Here is an 18356-nt window from a genome sequence, read left to right on the forward strand (position 1 = left end):
CCCGCGCGGGTCCGTCAGAAGCCGAAGGACCGGCCGATGATCTCCTTCATGATCTCGGTCGTGCCGCCGTAGATGGTCTGCACCCGGCTGTCCAGCCAGGCCTTGGCCACCGGATACTCCATCATGTAGCCGTAGCCGCCGTGCAGCTGGAGGCATCGGTCGATGACCTTGGTCTGCAGCTCGGTCGTCCACCATTTGGCCTTGGCGGCGTCGACCGCGGTGAGCGTGCCGGCGTTGAGCGCCAGGATGCACTTGTCCACGTAGTGGCGGGCGATCTCCGTCTCGGTGGCCAGTTCGGCCAGCACGAACCGGGTGTTCTGGAACGAGCCGATGGTGCGGCCGAACGCCTGGCGGTTCTTGCAGTACTCGATCGTCTCGGCCAGCACCGTCTCCGCCGCCGCCACGGCCGCGACGGCGATGGACATCCGCTCCTGCGGCAGGTTGTGCATCAGCTGGAAGAAGCCCTGGCCGTCCTCGGCGCCCAGGCGGTTGGCGACCGGCACCCGCACGTTCTCGAAGAACAGCTCGGCGGTGTCCTGCGCCTTCATGCCGATCTTGTCGAGGTTGCGGCCCCGGCCGAAGCCCTCCATGCCCCGCTCGACCACCAGCAGGGTGATGCCCCTGGCGCCGGCCGACGGGTCGGTCTTGGCGACCACCACCACGAGGTCGGCGTTGATGCCGTTGGTGATGAACGTCTTCTGCCCGCTGACCACGTAATGGTCGCCCTCGCGAACGGCGGTCGTCCTGATGCCCTGCAGGTCGCTGCCCGCGCCGGGCTCGGTCATCGCGATCGCGGTGATCAGCTCGCCGCTGACGAACCCGGGCAGCCAGCGCTGCTTCTGCTCGGCGTCCGTCAGGTCCACCAGGTACGGGGCCATGACGTCGTTGTGCAGCGAGAAGCCCAGGCCGGAGGCGCCCCTGCCGATGAGTTCCTCGACGATGACCGCGTTGTAGCGGAAGTCCTTGATGCCCGCGCCGCCGTACTCCTCGGGCACCGAGAACCCGAACATGCCGACCTCTCCGGCCTTCTTCCAGACGTCCCGCGGCACGATGCCGTCCTTTTCCCACTGGTCGTGGTGGGGGGCGACCTCGCGGGTCATGAACTCGCGCACGGTCTCCCGGAAGAGCAGGTGTTCCTCGTCGAAGAGGTCTCGCTCCATGACGCCTCCAAAGTGGGGTTCGATGCTCACCAGAATACGATTCTGTCGGCCGGACACGGCTTTATCACAAGTGCCGGAAGATGTGCATGTTGTCTGGGTTGCCGACCCTAAGATCTACCTTCGGTTCCGTGTGTGCAGGATCGGAGAACTGCCGTGAGTCGGTGGCGTAAGGCGTGGACCGCCGCATCGGTCGGCTTGGTGGCTTCGGCCGGGCTGCTGACCATGCCCGCTGAGGCCCAGACCTTCAATCTGGTCGTCGACTACAGATGTACCGACGGGATCGCCGGCAGCGCGCCGGTGACTCTGACCGCCAGGGTGCAGATCCCGACCAGCGTGCAGACGGGCAGCATGCTCTCGCTCGGGTGGACGGTCGAGTACACCGGCACCCGCCGGTTCATGTCGCCCGACTACTTCCCGGCCGGCGCCCAGGTCTCGCTCGTCGGCAACGTCAAGCTGGAAGGCGCCTGGAACGGCGTCCTGCAGCCGCGCGGGGTCGAGGAGCAGGGCGCGCTCCAGCCCAACCAGCGGCTGGAGGCCCCCACGGGCATGTCCTCCGAGGCGCACATGACCGAGGAAGGCGTGATCAGGCTCACGCCGCAGAACCTCACCGTCGACTTCGTCCCGCCCGCGGGCGAGGCGATCGTGAACAACGACGCGCTGGACCGGATCACGTACAAGGGTCCCGGCTGGGCCTACCAGGGCTCGCTGCCGATGCAGTACGGCGACTACGGCCGGGACGTGCACACCACCAGCAACCGCACCGACGAGGCGGTCATCAAGTTCTACGGCACCGGGTTCGAGGTCCTCGGCCGCCGGATGCCCGACGTCGGCCGGATCCGCGTGATCATCGACGACGACACCTCCGCCGTGGTGGACACCTCGAAGACCGAGAGCGGCGAGCCCACGAACGTCATCCAGGGCAACTCCACCCTCTGGCGGCGCGACGATCTCCCGTACGGCTTCCACCGGCTGGCGGTGCGGGCCCTGGACGACGCCAAGAACGTGCACCTGGACGCGTTCAAGCTGCTCACGGCGGAGATGATCAACCCGCCGACGCTGCACCGGGCCACCTGCACGATCACCAACAACCCCGGCACGGTCGAGATCAACGTCGGCGGGGCGAGCCCGGACCCGACGGACACCGGCACGAGCTCCCCGGACCCCACGGACACCGGCGGGCCGACCGACGACCCCACGGACACCACGTCGCCCACCACGAGCGGCTCGCCGACCAACACCGCCACCACTCCCGGCCACCACGCCTGGCCCAGCGGGAACGGGCACGTGAGCGTGGTGGTGCCGGGAAGCACCAGCACGGCCACGGTGACGACATCCGTCAACCCCACCGTCACGAACTACAAGGCTCAGGTCGCCTCGACACCCAAGGGCGGCGTCGACACCGGTGAGGCGCCGGAGGGGGCCGCGGGCTCACCCGGGCTGCTGCTCGGCGGGAGCCTGTTGCTGATGGGCAGTGTCACCGGCGGCCTGCTGATGCGGCGCCGCCGAGCCGAGCACGCCGGAGGAATGGACCGATGACCCAGCCGCAGAAGTCCCCGACGAGCCGGGCCATGCCGGCGCTGCTGATCGCCGGCTCGCTCGGCGGCATCGGCGCCATCATGGTCGGCCTGCTGTCGTTCATCCCGCCGGTGGACGACGGGTCGGGCCCGGTCCCGCTGGCGCAGGGCGAGCCGACGCCGGTCCAGTTCCAGAACGCGGGCGCCTTCCAGCTCGCGCCCACCGTCGGCCCCGGCGGCAAGGACGTGCCGCTCACCCCGGCCCGCCTGGACGCCCCGCCGCCGCTGGCCGCCGTGCCGACCGTGGCCGCGATCCCGCCGGTCAAGTCCAAGGTCGCCAAGGCCAAGACCAGGCCGACCCGGATCCGCATCCCGAAGATCAAGGTCAACTCCAGGATCAACCCGGTCAAGCTGACCAAGACCGGCGTCCTCGGCACCCCGCCGCTCAGCAAGCCCAACCTGACGGGCTGGTTCAACAAGAGCCCGCTCCCGGGCGAGCTGGGGCCGTCGATCATCAACGGCCACGTCAGCACCAGGAAGGGCGCGGCCGTCTTCAAGCGGCTCAACGAGCTGACCAAGGGCGACCACATCTACGTGTACCGCTCGGACGGCAAGGTCGCCCGCTACACGGTGAGCGGGATCGAGCAGGTCAGCAAGAAGACCTTCCCCACCAACCGGGTGTACGGCAACACCAACGACGCCCAGCTCCGGCTGATCACCTGCGGAGGCGTCTTCAACAACAAGGCGCACAGCTACACCGACAACATCGTGGTGTACGCGACGCTGTCGAAGAAGAAGGGCTGACGGACGGGTTTTGGTTGTTTACAGAAGCCTGACAGGATGAGTCCGTATGCTCTTGCCCAATCGTGACCAATGAGACTGCGCTGAATTGGAGAAGGACAGTGCTGACGTCCCAGGCGCGGCGCCGCCTCGCCCAGAAGACCTCCTCGGCCTTAGGACTGGTGGGCACATGCGTCCTTCTCGCTGGTTCGCTGCTGGTCGGCTCGGCCCCCGCCAGTGCGGCGGTCCTCGTGGTCGAGAAGACCTTCGCCTACACGTGCAGCGGCGGGCCCTTCAGCAACACCTCGATCTCGGTCAAGCTGAGCGCGCCTGACTCGGCGACCGCCGGATCGCCCTTCAACCTGACGGTCGGCCTTCCGGCTCTCACCCTGACCACCGCGGCGACAGGCGCGACCAAGGTGTCCGCCAACCTCACCGCCACGGTGACGGGCGGCACGATCACCCCGGGCGCGAAGGAAGGCGCCTCCGTCACGCAGGGCCAGACGGCGATCCCGGCCGGTGACGTGATCTATCCCGTCGCGGTGACCGCGGGCGCGACCGGCAAGGTGAGCGTCAATCCCGAAGGCCTCACGCTGGCCCTCGCCTCGGCCGCCACCGCCGTGACGACCTGCACCACCAACTCGACCGAGGTGCTCGACGTCCCGATCGGCACCGGCGGCGGGGGTGACCAGGTCGTCTCCTACCAGTGCACGCTCGCCACCACCAGCGGCACCGACCCCGCCTACCCGGCCACCGTCGACGTCAAGTTCACGCCGACCATGCCGACCGGCGCCAAGACCAACCAGGACGCCTCCATCACCTGGGCGGGAGCCGTCCAGACCACCGGTGACGAGCTGAAGGTGCCGACGGGCGGGTTCCCGGCCGGCAGCAAGTACTTCGCCACCATCAAGGCCAGCGGCGCGGGCGCGCCCGCCACGGCGACGGGCGAGGCGGCGGCCACCGGCACGGCGGGGCAGAGCCTGACGACCCTGCCCACGGTCACCATCAAGGTGAAGCCCACCACCGCGGGCACCGTCACCGTCTCGCCTGGCGACCTGGCCTTCGGCACGAGCGCGACCGCGCCGGCCGTCAAGTGCACGGCGCCCACGACCGGCCTGCCGACCTACACGTTCCAGGTCACCGCGGGCAGCGCGTCGCCGAGCGCCAGCCCCACCCCCAGCAACACGAGCCCGACGCCCACCAAGACCACCACGGTGATCGTCACCGAGACGCCGCGTGACGACACCAGCACCACTCCGACGAGACGGTCCTCGCAGACCCCCAAGGACGGGGTCGCCACCGGAGCCGGTGGTGACGCCGGGCCCGACGGCCGGCTGTTCATCGTCGCCGGGTCGATGCTGGTGCTGGCCGCCGGGGGTGGCGGGCTGCTGATGCGCCGCCGCGCCGCCGGAGGGTGATCGGCCGTGGTCAGCCAGTATCCGTACGGCTCGCCCGTACCGCCGTCTGCCCCGCCGCCGGACGACGGCGGGAAGGTGCTGCGGACGACGCTGCTGGTCGCGGCGATCGCCGGAGTGGTGACCGTGGTCGCCGGGATGCTGATCGTGCTCGGCTCGCCGGAGGAGTACGGGCTGGCGAGCGACCGTGACTCGCTGGGCCTGACCGCCCAGCCCGACGGCAAGGCGGAGCAGGCGTTGTTCCAGGGCGACCCGGACGCGCCGCCGCCGCTGCCGCAGATCCAGGCCGCGCCGCCGATGCTGCCGTCGAGCCCGAAGCGGCTGCGGATCAAGCGGCTCGGCGTCGACGCGCCGGTCAGGTCCGTCGGTCTGGCGAGGGACGGCACGATCCAGGTGCCGCCGTCCGACAACCCCAACCTGGTGGGCTGGTACCGCAACATGTCCACCCCGGGCGAGGCCGGCCCGGCGGTGCTGCTCGGCCACAAGGACACCCGGACGCGGAGCGCGGTGTTCAGCCGCCTGCCCGAGATCCGCAACGGCGACACGATCGAGGTCGTGCGTCAGGACGGGGTCACGGCCGTGTTCACGGTCGGCGGCGTCGAGCAGGCGGACAAGAAGACGTTCCCGACCGAGCGGGTGTACGGGCCGCAGCAGAACGCGCAGCTCCACCTGATCACCTGCGGTGGCGTCTACAACCGCAGCACCGGCCACTACACCGACAACGTCATCGTGTACGCGACGATGACGAGCTCCTATCGAAGCTGATCGCGGAGGCGCGCAATGGGCTGGATGGCGAAGCGGAGACTGCGTACTGGCCCCACGGCGGCACTGCCCGCCAGGCCGGACCGGGCGGAGTTGCTGCGGCTGGTACGCCTGGCAGACCCGGGAGCCCGCGAGGACGGCGACGACATCGTCGCCACGGACGTGCGGGTGCACGCGCCCGTCGAGGCCGATCCCGACCTGGTCGGCGGCGAGCTGGAGAAGGTGTGGGCGTGCCGGGTGACGGCGGAGGGCCCGCTGCCCGTCGACTACTTCGACCGTTTCCTGGCGGAAGGGTTGGCGTTCCGCCTGGGCGGGCTGGCGGTGTGCCGGGGCGAGGTGGACGATCCCGCCGACGAGAGCCGGCCGGGCGGCCCCGCGGTCATCCTGCCGGCGCCGCCCGCGGCCGAGGAGCTGATGGAGCTGCTGGAGGGCGAGGTCGAGCAGGAGGAGGAGTTCGTCTTCGTGGCCGGCGGCGTCCGCGTCCTGGTGGTGCCGCAGAAGGGCCGTCCGCCCGCGGCCGAGGAGCTGCTGCCGTTCGCGACCGAGCTGACCGCCGTCGAGCTGCGCGGCGACGACCAGGCGAAGCTGGCCACGCTGGCGCTGGAGCTCTCGGAGGCGCTGAACGGGCTGGTGGTGGACCGGTGGCGGTTCCGCGTCGACCGTCCGGAGGATCTTCTGCCGCCTTCGCGATAGGCAACCGATCATAGTTCTGCTGTACTCTCGGGGAGAGAACCGAATATTGCTCGGTTTACAGGAGGCACAGTGGCAGAGGCGTACATCGTCGGGGCTGTCCGGACCCCGGTCGGCAAGAAGAAGGGCGGGCTGTCCACCGTCCACCCCACCGATCTGGCGGCGCATACGCTCAAGGCGCTGATCGACCGCACCGGGGTCGATCCCGCGGCGGTGGAAGACGTGATCATGGGCTGCGTCATGCAGTTCGGCCCCCAGAGCATGGACATCGCCCGCAATGCCTGGCTGTCGGCCGGGCTGCCGGAGACGACCCCCGGCGTGACCATCGACCGCCAGTGCGGCTCCTCCCAGCAGTCGATCCACTTCGCGGCCCAGGGTGTCCTGTCGGGCACGCAGGACCTGGTGGTGGCGGCCGGCGTGGAGTCGATGAGCATCGTGCCGATGGGCTCGTCGATCTCCGCCGCCCTGGAGAAGGGCATGCCGTTCCCGTTCGGCGAGACCTGGGTCGCCCGGTACGGCAAGCAGGAGATCTCCCAGTTCCGCGGCGCGGAGCTGATGTGCGAGAAGTGGGGGCTCAAGCGCGAGGAACTGGAGCGTTTCGCGCTGGAGTCGCACCAGCGGGCCGCCAAGGCCATCGCCAACGGCTACTTCAAGGAGCAGATCGCCCCGATCAACGACGTCGAGGACGACGAGGGTCCGCGGGCCGACACCACGCTGGAGAAGATGGCGTCGCTGAAGACGCTGAAGGAGGGCGGACAGATCACCGCCGCCACCTCCTCGCAGATCTCCGACGGCTCCGGTGCCGTGCTCATCGCCTCCGAGCAGGCGGTCAGGGACCACAACCTGACGCCGCGGGCGCGCATCACCCAGCTCACGGTCGTGGGCGACGACCCGGTCTACATGCTGACCGCGCCGATCCCCGCCACCCAGAAGGCCCTGCAGAAGGCCGGGCTGTCGATCGACCAGATCGACGTGGTGGAGATCAACGAGGCGTTCGCGCCGGTGCCGCTGGCCTGGATCAAGGAGCTCGGCGCCGACCCGGCCCGGGTCAACTCCAACGGCGGCGCCATCGCGCTGGGCCACCCGCTGGGCGCGACGGGCACGATCCTCATGACGAAGCTGCTGAACGAGCTGGAGCGCACCGGCGGCCGGTACGGTCTGCAGACGATGTGCGAGGGCGGCGGCCAGGCCAACGTCACCATCATCGAGCGCCTCTGAGGCTCGTCGGGATCGGCGGCGGGGACCTTGGCGGGCGACCCCGCCCCCGGGCCTGACGCGAACGGCGCCCCGCTCCCCGCGATGGGGGCGGGGCGCCGTTCGCGTCAGAGGAGGCCGCCCCCGTCGTCCGGCCGGGGTGAGTAGTACACCGTGACGTAGGGCCAGGGGTCGCCGTCGTCGTCGGTGTCGTTGTGCAGGATCAGGTCGCGGATCTCGATCTCGCCCATCTCCTCCAGCGTGCTGGCCAGCCGCCGCAGCAGCATGGGGACGTCGTCCTGGTCCTCGCCCCTGGGGTTGTTCAGCGAGAAGTGCTGCGACTCGAAGCCGACTCGGTCTGCCATCGCTATTTCTTCCGCCCTCTCTTCTGCGCGTTCCTGTCACCGGCGAACTTCTCGGCCTTGCGTTCCTTGGCCGCCGCCCTGTTGAAGACGCTCCGGTCGTAGGGCTGCCCGCTCTCCTTGGCCGCGATCGCCTCCAGCTCCTCTTTGCTGAGGTTGGCCTGGGCTTCCGTACGACCTCGCCCGCCGCCGCGCCCGCCCTTGGCCATCTGCATGAGGCCGGGCGTGTCGTTCATGCGGTCGGGGAACCTGGAGATCGGGATCCGGCCGGGCCCGCCGGCGCCGGCCAGAGCCGTGCCGCCGGGGCCGCCGGGACGGCGCAGGTTCTCCAGGATGCGCCGCATCGGGTCGGTGACCCGACGCGCCATGCCGGGCGCGAGATGCCTGGCGGACCCCTCGAACGCCTCGCGGTAGATCTTCGTGCCGGCTCGCCGGGTGGCGAGCAGGGTCATGAGGGACATGAGGCTGCCGTGCGGCGGCGGAGTGAGCCTGGACATCGCCAGCCGCACGGTCGCGGCGGCCGCGACCGTGCCGACGGCGACCTTGGTGGCGGTCACGAGCGTCGCCATGCCGTCCAGCGCCACGGGCGCCACCCGCATCGCCGTCGCGGCCTGCGCCAGGTGCCCGGAGTCCGCGCCGTTCGCCTGCCAGAAGCCCTGCAGCTCGGTGGCGCTGTCGCCCTTGTAGACGGTGGAGGCGCCGACGACGTTCGCGTCGGCCTCGACGCCCGCCACCGCCGTGCCGCGCTGGACGGTGCGGACGGCGTCGGCGTCGAGGCGGATCTCGTCCTCGTCGATGTTCGGGAACGGGACTCCGGCCAGGTTGAGCGCCATGTGGAGCTCCGTGGGCAGGACTACACCCATCGGCCGGCGTCCTCGACCGCGGTGACGTTGGCGGACGCCACCACCATGCCGTCGCCCACCCCGTTGATCGCACCGGACAGGCCGGGCACCGCCGTCAGAATCATCTCGCGGCACTCGGTCCAGACCCCTTGGAGGGGTGCGAACAGCCCGTCGTCGCCCCAGTAGCCACCCCGCTCCTGCAGCCGCCGCACCGCGGCGCCGTACTCGTCCCCGTGCTCGTGCACTCGCGAGGCCTGCAGCCGCAGGGTTTCCCTCGCCATTTCGAACCCCGTACTCATAGATGTGACGATAGCGAGGCTTTGTGACTCTTGTGGTTGTTGTTGGTTATTGCGGTTGTCAGCCGAGAGCGTTCAGCCGTGCCGTCAGGGCGGCCAGGTCGACGCCGGGCAGCGCCTCCTCCACGGCCGTACGGAGCAACTCCTCGGCCTGGCGCTGGGCGTCCTCGTGCGCGCGCCGCACGGCAAGCAGGATCTCCTCGCTGAGGACGTGGCTGCCGTCGCGGGTGGCCTGGGGCCCCAGCGTGACGTGCAGGACGCGGCCGTCGGCCGCCGCACCGGCGCGCACCTGGCCCCGGTCGCCCGCACCGGCGCCGACGATCTCGGCCACCCGCGCCTCCTGCTCGGCGAGCAGCGCCTCCAGCCGCTCGGCCTGCTCGGCGGACCTGAGGACGTCCTGCTCGCGGATGTCGCCGAGATCGAGATCGAAGCCGAACATCACAGCCCTCCCGCGTAGAGGTCGCGGGTGGCGGACTCCATCCGATGGCGGACGAACGTCTCATCGAGCGGCTCAGGAAGGGCCCCGACGCGGGCGGTCGCCTCGGCGACGATCTCGCCGGTCCGCTCCACGGCGGCCTCCTGCGCCAGCCGGATCGCCTCGGTGACCTCGGCGCCCAGCACGCGCGGGTCGAGCCGGAGCGCCCGGGGGTCGAGGTGCAGGCCGCGCAGCACGCCGTGCCCGCCGGCCCGGGCCCTGATCAGGCCGTCGGCCGCCTCGCCGACGCCGTCGACCTCGGCGATCCGGCGCTCGGCCTGGCGCAGGTCGCGCACCGCGGCGCGGGTCCGCTCGATGACCTCGTCCAGATAGTGACTGTCTTCACGTGGGTCGGATGGCCAAGACATGGAGCGGATCCTAACGTCCGTGAACGGCGCGTGCCCCGCCCCTCTCGGAAGGGGCGGGGCACGCGTGGGTCGCGGCGAAGCCGCGAACTACCACCATCCTGGTAGTGGTCCTGGTGGTCAGCGGCCCTTGGGCGGGATGCGGCGGGGCGGCGCGATGGGGCGCTGCGGCAACCGCGGCAGCTGCTTGGGGGCCGGCTGGCGCTTTCCTGACTTCTGGGAAACGCGGGCACGCATAAGAGAGCTCCTTCACGTAATGGCAGGGATCGGCTTCATGGACGGGCCGCTCGACGGCCCCGGCTCATTACTGGAAAAGGCGCATGCCCTAGACGGTAGGTGTCCCGTAGGGTGCGGCACAACCGAATTACCCGGGGGTGTCCCATGGACGAGCGCAGGCTCGTACGCGTGTCGAAATACGTCGCCAAGCACTTACGTCATCAGCCGGAACGCATCGGCATCACGCTCGACGAGCAGGGCTGGGTGGAGGTGGAGACGTTCCTGCGGGCGGCCGCCGAGCACGGGTTCCCCATCGGCCGCGACGAGCTGGAGCGGGTGGTACGCGACAACGACAAGCAGCGCTACGCCCTCGACGGCGGCCGGATCCGCGCCAACCAGGGCCACTCCGTCACCGTCGACCTCGACCTTCCGGTGACGGAGCCGCCGGCGTACCTCTATCACGGCACGGTCGCGCGCAACCTGGACGCCATCAGGGAGCGGGGGCTCCTGCCGATGGGCCGCCACCACGTGCACCTGTCGCCCGACCGCGAGACCGCGACCCGGGTGGGCGCCCGCCGCGGCCGCCCCGTGGTGCTGACGGTTGACGCGGGGGCGATGCAGGAGGCCGGTCACGCGTTCCGGGTCAGCGCCAACGGGGTGTGGCTGGCCGAACGGGTGCCGCCCGAGTATCTCGGGTGGCCGTCAGGAACCCCCTGACGCCGGGTCCGGCAGGCGGGCCGGGGCCGGGTCGCGTACCTGCTGGAACACCACGGAGGTGCGGAAGCCGGTGATCTCGCGCCGCTTGCTCAGCCGGTCGAGCAGGAAGTTGTGCAGGTGGTCGAGGTCCTGGACCGCCACGTGCAGCAGGAAGTCGTCGCCGCCCGCGAGCACGAACACGCTCAGCACCTCCGGCAGCTCCGCGGTCGAGCGTTTGAAGGAGTCGATCACCTCCCGGCTCAGCGGGCGGACCTGGACCATGACCATCGCCTGCACGCCGCGGTTGAGCGCCGCAGGGTCGATGTCGGCGTGGTAGCCGCGGATCACGCCGCGGCGGGTGAGCGCGCGTACCCGCTCCAGGCATGTGGAGGGGGCGACGCCGAGGCGGCGGGCGAGCTCTCGGTTGGACAGCCGCGCATCCGACTGGAGCAGCCCCACGATCGCCGTGTCAAGTTCGTCCATGACCCGATTCTGGCCCCAGGATCGAACGAATGGCCGATCGAACGCGTTCAACTCCGATCGGATGCGTAGCGTCTTGCGGCATGACTGCACGAATGGGTGCCGGGCAGGGCACCGCGATGCTTCTCGGAGGCGTGCTGGGGCCGGGCATGCTCGTGCTGCCCCAGCTCGCCGCCGCGGCCGCCGGCCCCGCGTCGGTCCTGGCCTGGGCGGGGCTGCTGGCGCTGAGCGTGCCGGTGGCGCTGACGTTCGCCGCGCTCGGCGGTCGCCACCCGGACGGCGGCGGCGTGGCCGCGTTCGCCGCCCGCGCGTTCGGCCCGCGCCTGGCCGCGATGGCCGGGTGGTGGTTCTACGGCTCGGTCCCGCTCGGCACGGTGGCGGCGGCGCTGGTCGGCGGCGGGTACGTGGCCGACGCCTTCGGCCTGGACCGCACGGCCGCGGCGGCGGCGCTGCTGGCCGCCGCGTTCCTGGCCAACGCGGCCGGGCTGCGCACCTCCGGGTGGCTGCAGCTCGCCCTGCTCGGCGGGCTGGTCGCGCTGCTCGCCGCCGCCGTCGTCACCGCCGCGCCGCACGCCGCCGCGTCCTCCTTCACCCCGTTCGCCCCGTACGGAGCGGCGGGCGTGGCGAGCGCGGCCGGGGTGCTGCTGTTCGCCTTCGTCGGCTGGGAGGCCGCGAGCCACCTGTCGGCCGAGTTCGCCGACCGGCGCGGCCTGGTCCGGGCCACCGTCGTGACGCTGGCCGTGATCACCGCGCTCTACCTCGGCGTCTGCCTGACCACGATCGGGGTGCTCGGCGACCGGGCCGGCGCCACGCCGGTGCCGCTCGCCGCGCTGCTGGAGATCGGCCTCGGCGCGGCGGCCCGGCCGGTGACCGGCGTCGTGGCGGTGCTCCTCACCTTCGGCGCGGTCAACACCTACATCGCGGGCGCGTCCCGGCTCGGCGCCGCCATGGCCAGGACCGGCGCGCTGCCCGGCTGGTTCGCCCGGGGAGGCGAGCCCGGCCGGACGCCGCTGCGCAGCCTGGGGCTGCTGGCCGCGCTCAGCCTGCCGGTCCTGTTCGTGTCGGGTGATCTGGACGTGCTCATGAGGGCCACCGCCGCCTGCCTCGCCGCCGTCACCACCGTCGGCGTGGCCGCCGCCGTGCGGCTGCTCCCGGCCGGGCGGCCGCGCGCCACCGCGCTCGCCGCCACCGTCCTGTCGGCGGTCGCGCTCGCCTGCTGCGGCCTCTACCTGCTGGTCCCCGTCACGCTCGGCCTCCTCGCGACCGTCCTGATCGCGGTGCTGCCCCGCAGGCTGCTTCCTGACTGAGGGGATCAGGCGTACTGTCGGCGGGAGGATGCTATGAGCGAGTACGCCAAGGCAAGGGAGCTCGGCGAGCAGGCCCGTGAGCAAGAGTGGACCCGCCCGAGCTTCGCCAAGCAACTGTTCCTCGGAGATCTCCGGCTGGGCCTGGTGCATCCCGCGCCGGCCCTGCCCGAGGAGGCCACCAAACGCGGCGAGGAGTTCGTCCGGGCCGTCCGGCGCTACCTCGACGCGCACGTCGACCCCGCCAGGATCGAGCGCGAGGGGGTCATCCCGGACGACGTCGTCAAGGGCCTGGCCGGGCTGGGCGCCTTCGGGATCACCATCGGCGAGGAGTACGGCGGGCTCGGCCTGCCCTACCTGTACTACTGCCGCGCTCTCATGCTGATCGGCTCGTACTGCCCGGCGCTGGCCACGCTGCTGTCGGCGCACCAGTCGATCGGCGTGCCGCAGCCGCTGAAGCTGTTCGGCAGCGAGGAGCAGAAACGCGAGTTCCTGCCCAGGTGCGCGCGCGGCGAGATCTCCGCGTTCCTGCTCACCGAGCCCGACGTGGGCTCCGACCCGGCCCGGCTGTCCACGACCGCGGTGCGCGACGGCGACGCGTACGTGCTCGACGGGGTGAAGTTGTGGACCACCAACGGGGTGGTCGCCGACCTGCTCGTGGTGATGGCCCGTACCGGGAAGAAGATCAGCGCCTTCGTGGTCGAGGGCGACTCTCCGGGCATCACGGTCAAGCGGCGCAACGCGTTCATGGGGCTGCGCGGCATCGAGAACGGGGTGACCGAGTTCTCCCAGGTCAGAGTCCCGGCCAGGAACCTGATCGGGCGTGAGGGCGAAGGGCTGAAGATCGCGCTGACCACGCTCAACACCGGCCGGCTGTCGCTGCCCGCCTCCTGCGCCGGACACGCCAAGTGGGCGGTGAAGATCGCCCGCGAGTGGGGCAACGCCCGCGTCCAGTGGGGGCGCAAGGTCGGCGAGCACGAGGCCGTCGCCACCAAGATCGCTTTCATCGCCGCGACCGCGTACGCCCTGGAGGCCGTCTCCGATCTGACCGCGAGGCTGGCCGACGGCGAGGGCAGCGACATCCGCATCGAGGCGGCGCTGGCCAAGCTCTACTCGACCGAGATGTCCTACCAGGTGCTCGACGAACTGGTCCAGATCAGGGGAGGGCGGGGCTACGAGACCGCCGAGTCGCTGGCGGCGCGCGGCGAGCGCGGGGTCCCGGCCGAGCAGATGCTGCGCGACACCCGGATCAACCGCATCTTCGAGGGCTCGTCCGAGATCATGCGGCTGCTCATCACCCGCGAGGCCGTCGACGCCCACCTGACCGTGGCGGGCGAGCTGATCAACCCGGACGCCTCCCGGCAGGAACGCACCCAGGCGCTCAAGCGGGCCGGCCGCTTCTACGCCCGCTGGCTGCCGTCCCTGGTCACCGGCGCCGGTCAGCTGCCGACCGCGTACGCCGGGTTCGGCCCGCTGGCGACCCACCTGCGTTTCGTGGAGCGGACCAGCCGCAAAGTCGCCAGGTCCACCTTCTACGGGATGTCGCGCTGGCAGGGCGGGCTGGAACACAAGCAGGCGTTCCTCGGCCGGATCGTCGACATCGGCGCCGAGCTGTTCGCCATGACCGCGGTCTGCGTCAAGGCCGACGAGGACTCCGGCGACCTCGGCCGCCGTCCCCAGGAACTGGCCGACACGTTCTGCCGGCAGGCCAGGCGACGGGTGGACACGCTGCTCTCCAGGCTCTGGGACAACAGCGACGACCACGACGTGCGGCTGGCCCGGTACGTCCTCGACGGCCGCTACACCTTCCTGGAGGAGGGCATCCTCGACCCGTCCATCGAAGGACCGTGGATCGGTGCGCCGGAAGGCGGGGAGAACGTGCGGAGGAAGATCCTCTGACATCTGGTCTAGACCAACTGTGCGGACCGGTTGGGCGGAATGTTGCGGATCCGCAACCATCCGGTATAGACCAGCTGGCGAATCCCCGCTTACGCTTGCGCAAACGCATGGTGCCGCGGCGGTCGCTGCACCATACACCTGGGCAGGGTCTGGCAGCTGGTACGGACCAGCATGACCTGTCCGATGAGAAGGCGGTACTTACGGTGAGAATGAGACTTGTGGGCGGCGCCGCTCTCGGCCTGGCTACCGTGCTGGTCCTGTCCAGCTGTGGCTCCAGCACGCCCGACGGCGGTGGCGGCGGCGGTGACCAGGCCGAAGGCGGCCAGGTCACGCTGAAGATGGTCGCCGCCGACTACGGCGACGGCCCCGGCAAGCCCAACTCCGGCGAGACGTTCTGGAAGGGCGTCGTCGACGAGTTCCAGGCGGCCAACCCGAACATCAAGGTCGACGTCCAGGTCATCAACTGGAACGACATCGACAAGCAGGTCGCCACCATGATCCAGAACGGTCAGGTGCCCGACATCCTGCAGACCGGCGACTACTCCGGATTCGTCGCCGACGACCTGCTCCACAAGGTCGACGAAGTCCTGTCCCCGAACGTGTCCGGCGACATGCTCCAGAAGTTCGCCGACTTCGGCAAGGTCGACGGCACCGCCTACGGCATCCCGTTCGTGTCCTCCGCCCGCGCCCTCTTCTACAACAAGGACCTGTTCGAGAAGGCCGGCATCGCCGAGGCGCCCAAGACCTGGGACGAGCTCAAGGCCGCGGCCGAGAAGCTCAAGGCGGCCGGCGTCAGCCAGCCGTTCGGCCTCCCCCTCGGCCAGGAAGAGGCGCAGGCCGAGTCGTTCCTGTGGATGCTCGGCAACGGAGGCGGCTACAAGGACGACACCGGCAAGTGGGCGATCAACTCGCCGCAGAACGTCGAGACCTTCACCTACGTGAAGAGCCTCGTCGACGCCGGCCTGACCACCCCCAACCCCGGCACCAAGGACCGCAAGACGGTCTGGGAGGACTTCGGCGCCGGCAAGGTCGGCATGGTCAACGGCGGCCCCATGTCCATCCCGATCTTCGACGCGGCCGGCCTGAAGAACTACGGCGTCGCGCCCATCCCCGGCAAGACCGGCCCGCTCGACACCACTCTCGGCGTCATGGACTGGATCATGGCGTTCAACAAGAACGGCCACCCCGAGGAGATCAAGAAGTTCTTCGACTTCTTCTACACCGGCTCCGCCGCGCAGAAGATCAGTGACACCTACAAGCTGCTGCCCGTCACCAACGGCGGCATCGAGAAGCTGTCGGGCGACGAGAAGCTCAAGCCGTTCCTGGACGCGCTGCCCAACGCCAGCTTCTACCCGTTCCAGGACCCGAAGTGGGCCGAGCTGAACCCGGCGATCAAGCAGACCATCGGCGGCGCCGTCAAGGATGACCCCGCCGCGGTCCTCGGCGAACTGCAGAAGACCGCCGAAGCCGGCTGAGCGACGGTGGCCCGTACGGCCGGCGCCTCACCCCGAGGCGCCGGCCGTACCTCCACGGAGGAGCTTTATGAGGAAGTTGCGCGCCCTGGAGCCGCTGGCCTGGATCGGGCCCGCGGTGGTGCTGATCGCGGTCGTGGTGCTCTGGCCGGTCGTCGAGATGATCCGGTCCTCGTTCCTGAAGATCAGCAGGGTCGGCGTGGTCCGCGGCTGGACCGGCTTCGACAACTACGACAAGTTGTTCGCCGAGAAGGACTTCGCCGACATCATGGTCCGCAGCGTGATCTGGGTGGTGGCGGTCGTCGTCCTCACCGTGGTGATCTCGCTCGCCCTCGCCCAGCTGTTCAACCAGCGCTTCCCCGGCCGCAAGGTCGCCCGGTGGGCGCTGATCGCGCCCTGGGCCGCGTCCGTGCTGATGACCGCCATCGTCTTCCGATGGATGCTCGACCCCGAAGTCGGCGTCATCAACCAGATCAGGCTGAAGCTCGGGCTCATCGACGCGCTCGGCGGCGCCTCCGCCGACCAGCTCGGCGACGCCTCCACCGCCATGCCGTGGCTGGTGTTCGTCGCGGTGTTCGTGTCGATCCCCTTCACCACGTACGCGCTGCTCGCCGGACTCGCCACCATCCCCGCCGACGTGTACGAGGCGGCCAAGATGGACGGCGCCTCCAGGATCCGCACCTACTGGTCGATCACGCTGCCGCTGCTGCGCCCCGCGCTGACCGTCGCGGCGCTCATCAACGTGATGAACGTCTTCAACAGCTTCCCGATCATCTGGGCGATGACACACGGCCAGCCCGGCTACTCGACGGCGACCTCCACCATCTTCATGTTCATCCTCAAGGGCTCCGACATCGGAGAGTCCGCCGCCATGTCGGTGGTCAACTTCGCCATGGTGCTCGTGATCACTGCGGTCTTCCTCAAGATCTCGCGCTGGAACAAGGCGGTGGCCTGATGGCAGTCGAAACGGCCCCCAAGGCGCCCGCCCGCCCCTCCCACAGCCGGCCCACGCCGGTCGGGCACCGCGCCATGCCCAAGCTCAAGACCACCGTGACCGCGGCCGTCGCCTACGTGATCGCGTTCATCTTCCTGTTCCCGTATCTGGTGATGCTGCTCACCTCGCTGCGCCCCCAGGAAACGCTCCGCGACGCCACCATCCTGCCCACCCAGTGGGAATGGTCCAACCTGGTCAACTTCTGGAGCAGCGGCCTGGCCGGCAACCTCGTCGTCACCCTCCAGGTCGCCGCAGGCTCGACCGTCCTGGTGCTGCTCGTGGCGCTGCCTGCCGCCTACTACTCCGCCCGGCACAACTTCCGGGGCCGGACCCTGTTCCTGATCCTCGTGCTGATCACCCAGATGTTCCAGCCGACCGCCATGCTGGTGGGCATCTACCGCGAGTTCTCCCAGCTCGGACTGGTCGACTCCATCTGGTCGCTGATCCTCGTCAACGGCGGCTTCAACCTGGCGTTCGCGGTCTGGATCCTCAACGCGTACTTCGCCTCCATCCCGCGCGAACTGGAAGAAGCCGCGTTCATCGACGGCAACGGCCGCTTCGGCGCGCTGTTCCGCATCACGCTCCCGCTGGCCATGCCCGGGGTGATCACCGCGCTGATCTTCACGTTCATCGCGGCCTGGAACGAGTTCGTCGTCGCCCTGACCCTGACCACCAGCCCGGAGAACCAGCCGCTGACCGTGGCGCTCAACTCCTTCATCGGCCAGTACCAGGTCGACTGGCAGAACCTCTTCGCCGGCTCGGTCATCGCCACCATCCCGGTGATCATCCTCTTCGCGCTGATCGAGCGGAAGGTGGTCGGCGGGTTGACGGCGGGCTCCATCAAGTAAGGCCCGGGGGCCGCCTTTCGGGGGCTTGGGCCTCGCGCGAGGCGCGCTTCACGCGATCCGGCTCGGGCTGTGTTGTGCGGGGGCAGGCCCGCGTGGCCTTGCGCCTTGAGGCGCTGCGCGCCAGTCAGCTCAGACGTGTTGTGGGGGGGCAAGCCCCCGCACCCCCGGGCGAGGGGCTACCGCCCCCTCGCGCTCCCCGGTCCCTGCCCCACGCCGGTTCCCAGTCGGATGGGCGTCAGCCAGCGGGCGAGCAACGGGGACTCGGTACTCGCACTCCCGCACGCGAGACCAGCCTGTAGATCGCGGCGAAGGCGTTCTATCGCAACGACCCTGACGAACGGTTTCCCGGATGCTGTGATCGCGGACTACGGCACCCGCGTCCACTTCCACGGGCGTGGTCCGTATTGCCCGCGCAGACACGCGTAGCTCTCGCGGAGAACTCTCAGGCGCTCCCACATCAAGACAGACCGGGCTCGGACAAAGTGAGCGCCTCATCGATGCGCCTATTCAGGCGGACGAACAGATCGAGTCGGCCGATGTCGAACGTGCGTACCACGCGCCCTGGCCGACATGCTCGCCGGGCGGCGATGGC

19 protein-coding genes are annotated in these 18356 nt (G+C 70.1%); 12 read left to right on the forward strand and 7 right to left on the reverse strand.

What is annotated here, in order from left to right:
- Positions 1–14 precede the first annotated feature (14 nt).
- Complete coding sequence (locus ACGFI7_RS01855; RefSeq protein WP_393398007.1) at positions 15–1160, reverse strand: acyl-CoA dehydrogenase family protein; 1146 nt, start codon at positions 1158–1160, stop codon at positions 15–17.
- Between the two features lie 153 nt (positions 1161–1313).
- Between ACGFI7_RS01855 and ACGFI7_RS01860 the strand changes: the two genes are divergently transcribed.
- The 6 genes from ACGFI7_RS01860 (at position 1314) to ACGFI7_RS01885 (ending at position 7539) form a co-directional block, all read left to right on the forward strand.
- Positions 1314–2696 carry a hypothetical protein gene (locus ACGFI7_RS01860; protein ID WP_393398009.1) on the forward strand — a complete coding sequence of 461 codons (1383 nt, stop codon included), beginning with the start codon at positions 1314–1316 and terminating at the stop codon, positions 2694–2696.
- Positions 2693–3478, forward strand: coding sequence for a class F sortase (locus ACGFI7_RS01865; RefSeq protein ID WP_393398011.1), 786 nt, complete (start codon positions 2693–2695; stop codon positions 3476–3478). Before ACGFI7_RS01860 ends, ACGFI7_RS01865 begins: the two co-directional genes overlap by 4 nt.
- 158 nt (positions 3479–3636) lie before the next feature.
- Entirely contained in the window at positions 3637–4872 is a 1236-nt protein-coding gene (locus tag ACGFI7_RS01870) for a hypothetical protein (RefSeq protein ID WP_393398013.1), read from the forward strand.
- Between the two features lie 6 nt (positions 4873–4878).
- Positions 4879–5634: a class F sortase gene (locus tag ACGFI7_RS01875; RefSeq protein WP_393398015.1), complete on the forward strand. Its 756-nt coding sequence runs from the start codon at positions 4879–4881 to the stop codon at positions 5632–5634.
- 24 nt (positions 5635–5658) lie between these two features.
- Complete coding sequence (locus ACGFI7_RS01880) at positions 5659–6324, forward strand: hypothetical protein (protein WP_393398017.1); 666 nt, start codon at positions 5659–5661, stop codon at positions 6322–6324.
- 69 nt (positions 6325–6393) lie between these two features.
- Positions 6394–7539 carry an acetyl-CoA C-acetyltransferase gene (locus tag ACGFI7_RS01885; RefSeq protein WP_393398019.1) on the forward strand — a complete coding sequence of 382 codons (1146 nt, stop codon included), beginning with the start codon at positions 6394–6396 and terminating at the stop codon, positions 7537–7539.
- Positions 7540–7643: 104 nt separating this feature from the next.
- Here the strand turns inward: ACGFI7_RS01885 and ACGFI7_RS01890 are convergent, their stop codons facing one another.
- The 5 genes from ACGFI7_RS01890 to ACGFI7_RS01910 all read right to left on the reverse strand — a co-directional run bounded on the left by ACGFI7_RS01890 (position 7644) and on the right by ACGFI7_RS01910 (position 9858).
- Positions 7644–7880 carry a hypothetical protein gene (locus ACGFI7_RS01890; protein WP_393398021.1) on the reverse strand — a complete coding sequence of 79 codons (237 nt, stop codon included), beginning with the start codon at positions 7878–7880 and terminating at the stop codon, positions 7644–7646.
- 2 nt (positions 7881–7882) lie between these two features.
- Positions 7883–8740 (reverse strand): hypothetical protein, encoded by an 858-nt coding sequence (locus ACGFI7_RS01895; protein ID WP_393398023.1) that lies wholly within the window; start codon positions 8738–8740, stop codon positions 7883–7885.
- Positions 8731–9000 (reverse strand): hypothetical protein, encoded by a 270-nt coding sequence (locus ACGFI7_RS01900; protein WP_393398025.1) that lies wholly within the window; start codon positions 8998–9000, stop codon positions 8731–8733. The genes ACGFI7_RS01895 and ACGFI7_RS01900 overlap by 10 nt, the downstream gene beginning before the upstream one ends.
- A 76-nt stretch (positions 9001–9076) precedes the next feature.
- Positions 9077–9454, reverse strand: a complete 378-nt coding sequence (locus tag ACGFI7_RS01905; protein WP_393398027.1) for a YbaB/EbfC family nucleoid-associated protein — start codon at positions 9452–9454, stop codon at positions 9077–9079.
- On the reverse strand, positions 9454–9858 hold the full coding sequence (locus tag ACGFI7_RS01910) for a YbaB/EbfC family nucleoid-associated protein (protein ID WP_393398029.1): 405 nt from the start codon (positions 9856–9858) through the stop codon (positions 9454–9456). The genes ACGFI7_RS01905 and ACGFI7_RS01910 overlap by 1 nt, the downstream gene beginning before the upstream one ends.
- Before the next feature lie 378 nt (positions 9859–10236).
- On the opposite strand from ACGFI7_RS01910, the gene ACGFI7_RS01915 reads away from it, so the two are divergent.
- On the forward strand, positions 10237–10788 hold the full coding sequence (locus tag ACGFI7_RS01915) for an RNA 2'-phosphotransferase (protein ID WP_393398031.1): 552 nt from the start codon (positions 10237–10239) through the stop codon (positions 10786–10788).
- Here the strand turns inward: ACGFI7_RS01915 and ACGFI7_RS01920 are convergent.
- Positions 10774–11250 (reverse strand): Lrp/AsnC family transcriptional regulator, encoded by a 477-nt coding sequence (locus ACGFI7_RS01920; protein WP_393398033.1) that lies wholly within the window; start codon positions 11248–11250, stop codon positions 10774–10776. The genes ACGFI7_RS01915 and ACGFI7_RS01920 overlap by 15 nt on opposite strands.
- An 80-nt stretch (positions 11251–11330) precedes the next feature.
- Between ACGFI7_RS01920 and ACGFI7_RS01925 the strand changes: the two genes are divergently transcribed.
- The 5 genes from ACGFI7_RS01925 (at position 11331) to ACGFI7_RS01945 (ending at position 17764) form a co-directional block, all read left to right on the forward strand.
- A complete protein-coding gene (locus ACGFI7_RS01925) occupies positions 11331–12554 on the forward strand; it encodes an APC family permease (RefSeq protein WP_393398035.1) in 1224 nt (407 codons plus the stop codon).
- Positions 12555–12587: 33 nt separating this feature from the next.
- Entirely contained in the window at positions 12588–14450 is a 1863-nt protein-coding gene (locus tag ACGFI7_RS01930) for an acyl-CoA dehydrogenase family protein (RefSeq protein WP_393398037.1), read from the forward strand.
- 209 nt (positions 14451–14659) lie between these two features.
- The gene (locus tag ACGFI7_RS01935) at positions 14660–15925 is read left to right on the forward strand and encodes an extracellular solute-binding protein (protein ID WP_393398039.1); all 1266 of its coding nucleotides are present in this window, start codon (positions 14660–14662) and stop codon (positions 15923–15925) included.
- Between the two features lie 67 nt (positions 15926–15992).
- Positions 15993–16877: a carbohydrate ABC transporter permease gene (locus tag ACGFI7_RS01940; RefSeq protein WP_393398041.1), complete on the forward strand. Its 885-nt coding sequence runs from the start codon at positions 15993–15995 to the stop codon at positions 16875–16877.
- Positions 16877–17764 carry a carbohydrate ABC transporter permease gene (locus ACGFI7_RS01945; protein ID WP_393398043.1) on the forward strand — a complete coding sequence of 296 codons (888 nt, stop codon included), beginning with the start codon at positions 16877–16879 and terminating at the stop codon, positions 17762–17764. The genes ACGFI7_RS01940 and ACGFI7_RS01945 overlap by 1 nt, the downstream gene beginning before the upstream one ends.
- Positions 17765–18356: the final 592 nt, after the last annotated feature.

This window comes from Nonomuraea sp. NPDC048826, assembly GCF_043198225.1.
Lineage (GTDB): Bacteria > Actinomycetota > Actinomycetes > Streptosporangiales > Streptosporangiaceae > Nonomuraea.